This window comes from Adlercreutzia muris (genome assembly GCF_008831045.1).
Classification (GTDB): Bacteria; Actinomycetota; Coriobacteriia; order Coriobacteriales; family Eggerthellaceae; genus Adlercreutzia; species Adlercreutzia muris.
Window position 1 is genome coordinate 1 of record NZ_WAJS01000069.1, and the last position, 4,069, is coordinate 4,069.

General features: G+C 70.4%; 3 protein-coding genes and 1 pseudogene. All 4 read left to right on the plus strand.

Annotation, left to right across the window (positions count from 1 at the left end; all coding sequences use genetic code 11):
- The first annotated feature begins 204 nt into the window (after nucleotides 1-204).
- Nucleotides 205-1,884, plus strand: coding sequence for an ABC transporter substrate-binding protein (locus F8D48_RS11345; protein WP_151432141.1), 1,680 nt, complete (start codon nucleotides 205-207; stop codon nucleotides 1,882-1,884).
- A 55-nt stretch (nucleotides 1,885-1,939) separates the two neighbouring features.
- Nucleotides 1,940-2,968 (plus strand): ABC transporter permease, encoded by a 1,029-nt coding sequence (locus F8D48_RS11350; RefSeq protein ID WP_151432143.1) that lies wholly within the window; start codon nucleotides 1,940-1,942, stop codon nucleotides 2,966-2,968.
- Nucleotides 2,958-3,872, plus strand: coding sequence for an ABC transporter permease (locus tag F8D48_RS11355; RefSeq protein WP_205717394.1), 915 nt, complete (start codon nucleotides 2,958-2,960; stop codon nucleotides 3,870-3,872). Before F8D48_RS11350 ends, F8D48_RS11355 begins: the two co-directional genes overlap by 11 nt.
- A gap of 9 nt (nucleotides 3,873-3,881) precedes the next feature.
- Nucleotides 3,882-4,069, plus strand: a pseudogene (locus tag F8D48_RS11360) (hypothetical protein); the annotation flags it as partial.

Sequence of the window (4,069 nt, forward strand, 5' to 3'; positions counted from 1 at the left end):
GGGCAGGCCAGAGGGCGAAGGACGAAGAGGGGCAAGAGGCAAGGGGCGATGGGGGCAGGTGGAAAAGGGGTTGCTCCCGTGTGCAGTGGCATTCACCTTTCGCATGGGCCATTAGGCATACGAATTTGGTTTTCGTAACACTGACGGAGCATCTGTGGTATTGTTACGTGTTGAGAGAACGTAACACGATGAGAGGAGCGGGGGATGGCCCTGACGAGACGAGACTTCATGCGGGCTGCGGCGCTGGCCGGCGCAGCGAGTGCGGGGCTGCTGGCGGGCTGTGCCGGCGGCGGGGAAGGCACTGCGGCGGGAAGCACCGCGACGGGCGCCGGAGCTTCGGCGGCCGGAGGCGCTGGCGCCGGCCCGAACGGCGAATCTCAGGTGATCGTGACCATGACGCCCTCCTCGGAGCCGGCGGCCGGGTTCGATCCGCTCATGGGCTGGGGCGCCGGCGAGCATGTGCACGAGCCCCTCATCCAGTCCACCCTTATCGCCACCGACGACGATCTTTCCTTCGTGAACGATCTGGCCGTGGCCTACAACTGCTCTGAGGATGGCCTCACCTGGACTTTCACCATTCGCGACGACGCGGTCTTCACCGACGGGGTGCCGCTTACGGCCGAGGACGTGGCCTTCACCATCAACGGCATCGCCCAGGGGGCGGCGGCCGAGGCCGACCTGTCCATGGTGGCCGAGGCTCGGGCTCTCGATGCAGTGACCTGCGAGATTGCCATGAAGCGGCCCAACAACGCGCTTCTGTACACTCTGGCCGTGGTGGGCATCGTGCCGGCCCATGCCTACGGGTCCGACTACGGCGCGAACCCCATCGGCAGCGGCCGCTATATGCTCGAGCAGTGGGACCGCGGCCAGCAGGTCATTCTGCGGGCCAATCCCGACTACTACGGCGAGAAGCCGCTCATGGACCGCGTGGTGGTGCTGTTCATGGAGGAGGACGCCTCCCTGGCCGCGGCAAGCTCGGGCCTGGCGGACGTGGCCTATACCTCCGCCTCCCTGGCCGGGGCGGCGCCGGTGGGCTACACGCTGCTGGACTGCGCGTCGGTGGATTCCCGGGGCATCTCGTTGCCGTGCAATCCGGCCGGCACCGACGTGGTGGTGGATGGCGACATGGTTTATGTGGGCGGCAACGACGTGACGAGCGACATCGCCGTGCGCCGGGCGCTCAACTACGGCATCGACCGCGAGGTCATGATCGAGCGGGTGCTCGCCGGCTTCGGGCGACCGGCCTACTCCGTGGCCGACGGCATGCCCTGGTCGAGCGCGGCCATGCGCGTGGAAACCGACGGGGCGGCTGCCGAGCGCTTGCTGGACGAGGCCCGTTGGCAGCGGGGTGACGACGGCATGCGCTCCCGCGACGGGGTGCCCTGCGCCTTCGATCTGTACTACGCGGCCGGCGATTCCACCCGCCAGGCCCTGGCCTACGACTTCGCCGACCAGTGCGCGGCCCTCGGCATCGCCGTGACTCCCAAGGGGGCCAGCTGGGACGACATCTACCTGCGCCAGTACGCCGACCCGGTGCTGTGGGGCTGGGGCTCCAACGCCCCGGTGGAGCTCTTCGAGCTGACCCATTCCGCCGGTTGGGGCAACTACGCCCAGTACGGCGATGCCACGGTGGACGCCCATCTGGAAGCGGCCCAGGCGGCCCGCACCGTGGAGGAATCCTTCCCCCTCTACCAGGCGGCCCAGTGGGACGATGCCACCCAGACCGGCGTGGCGCCGGAGGGGGCGGCCACCTGGGTATGGCTTGCCAACGTAGACCACCTCTACTTCGAGCGGGAGGGCCTGGCCGTGGCCGCGCAGAAGCCCCACCCCCATGGCCATGGGTGGAGTCTGGTCAACAACGTCGATCGCTGGTCGTGGAAGTAGGGGGCGATGGGCCCCGCCGACCTGCCCCGGCGCATGGAAGGGCGCTATAACTATTATGTCATATAATGTCATCAGATTCATCGGAGGCCAGATCGGGCGGTTCACGCTGCTCATGGGGGCCGTGGCCGTGGTCACCTTCGCCCTGGTGAGCCTCTCGCCGGTCGATCCCGTTCAGGCCAACGTGGGCCAGGCGGCCCTGCTCGGCATGAGCGAGGAGAAGCGGGCGGCCCTGGCGGCCTATTGGGGCTCCGATGCGCCCGTGACCGAGCGGTTCCTCGCCTGGGCCGGCGCCCTGCTGCAGGGGGACATGGGCACGTCGCTGCGCTACAACGCCCCCGTAGCTGAGGTCATCGCCTCCCGGGCCGCCAACTCCCTGGCCCTCATGGGGGTGGCCTGGGTCGTCTCCGGTGGGCTCGGCTTCGCCCTGGGCGTGGCGGCGGCCCTGAACGAGGGGCGCCCGGTGGATCGGGCCGTGCGGGCCTACTGCTTCGTGCTGGCCGCCTCTCCCACGTTCTGGGTGGGCCTTTTGCTGCTCATGGTGTTCTCGGTGTGGCTCGGCTGGTTCCCCCTGGGCTTCTCGGTGCCCGCAGGCATGGCCGCCTCCGAGGTCACCTTCGCCGACGCCCTGCATCATATGGCCCTGCCGGCCATCACCTTGTCGGTGGTGGGGGTGGCCAACGTGGCCCTGCACACCCGGGCCAAGGCCATCGAGGTCATGGGCAGCGACTTCGCGCGCTTCGCCCGGGCCCGGGGGGAGAGCCGCGGCCGGGTCATGGTGCGCCACGGCCTGCGCAACCTCGCCCTGCCGGCCATCACCCTCCAGTGCGCCCAGGTGGCCGAGATTTTCGGCGGCTCGGTGCTCGTGGAAGAGGTGTTCAGCTACCCCGGCCTCGGCCAGGCCGCCGTCACGGCCGGTCTCGGCGGGGACGTGGCCCTGCTGGCCGGCATCGCGCTCGTGTCGGCGGCCCTCGTGTTCGCGGGGAATCTGGCCGCGAACCTCGTCTACGGCCTCGTGGATCCTCGCATGCGGCCGGTGCGGGCCGATGTCCGGGGCTCGGAGAAAGGGGAGGGCCATGACCGATGACGCTGCCGCCCTGCGCGGCGCCGCTGCTCCCAACGGTGCGCCCGAGGCCGCCGCGGCCCCGGTGCTGTCGGCTCCCCGCGTCCGGCGCCTGCCGAACCGCCGCCGGGCCGCCGGGCTCGCTCTGGGGGCCGCCGTGGCCCTGGCCCTGGTGGTGATCGCCGGGGCGCTGCTCGGCCCGGCCGCCCAGGCCACCGATTTCGCCGCCAAGAACCTCGCGCCCTCCTGGGCCCACCCCTTCGGCACCGACTGGATGGGCCGCGACATGTTCCTGCGCACGCTCGCGGGCCTGTCCACGAGCATCCTCGTGGGGCTCGGCGCAGCCGTGGCCTCCTCCCTCATCGCCCTGGCCCTGGCATCCGCGGCGGCCCTCGGCCCCCGCTGGGCCGACGGCGCGGTGAGCTGGCTGACCGATCTCATGATGGGCATTCCCCATATCGTGCTGCTCATCCTCATCTCCTACGGGCTGGGCAAGGGCTTCTGGGGCGTCACCATCGGCGTGGCGCTGACCCATTGGCCGAGCCTCGCCCGCGTCCTGCGGGCCGAGATCCTCCAGTGCCGCGCCTCCGGCTTCGTGGCCGTGGCCGCCCGTCTCGGCGCGGGTCCGGTCTCCATCGCCCTGCGGCACATGGCGCCCTACGTGCTGCCCCAGTTCGCCGTGGGGCTCGTGCTCCTGTTCCCCCACGCCATCCTCCACGAGGCCGCCATCACCTTCCTCGGCTTCGGCCTGCCCCCGGAGATGCCCGCCATCGGCATCATCCTCTCCGAGGCCATGGGCTACCTCTCGGCGGGGATGTGGTGGCTCGCGGTGTTTCCCGGCGCGGCCCTGGTGGCCTGCGTCTTGTTGTTCGATAGCGTGGGCGCGGGCCTGCGCCGGCTCGTCGATCCGGCGAGCGCCCAGGAATAGGGGAAGGCTATGGAATCTCACGAGACCCTCGATCACGGCACCCAGGCGGTGCACCACCACCATTCCCACGGAGCCGCCTCCCGCCACGCCCACGGCCACCACCTGCTCACGGTAGAGGACCTCACCGTGGCCTTCCGCATGTACGACGAGGGGGCCGTGGAAGCAGGGGAGGAAAAGAGGGGCGAGGAGCCGGGGAG

What these genes read in the sequence shown, in the direction of transcription:
- F8D48_RS11350 (WP_151432143.1), top strand. Translation starts at nt 1,940, where the DNA reads ATGTCATATAATGTCATCAGATTCATCGGAGGCCAGATCGGGCGGTTC.
- F8D48_RS11355 (WP_205717394.1), top strand. Translation starts at nt 2,958, where the DNA reads ATGACCGATGACGCTGCCGCCCTGCGCGGCGCCGCTGCTCCCAACGGT.
- F8D48_RS11345 (WP_151432141.1), top strand. Translation starts at nt 205, where the DNA reads ATGGCCCTGACGAGACGAGACTTCATGCGGGCTGCGGCGCTGGCCGGC.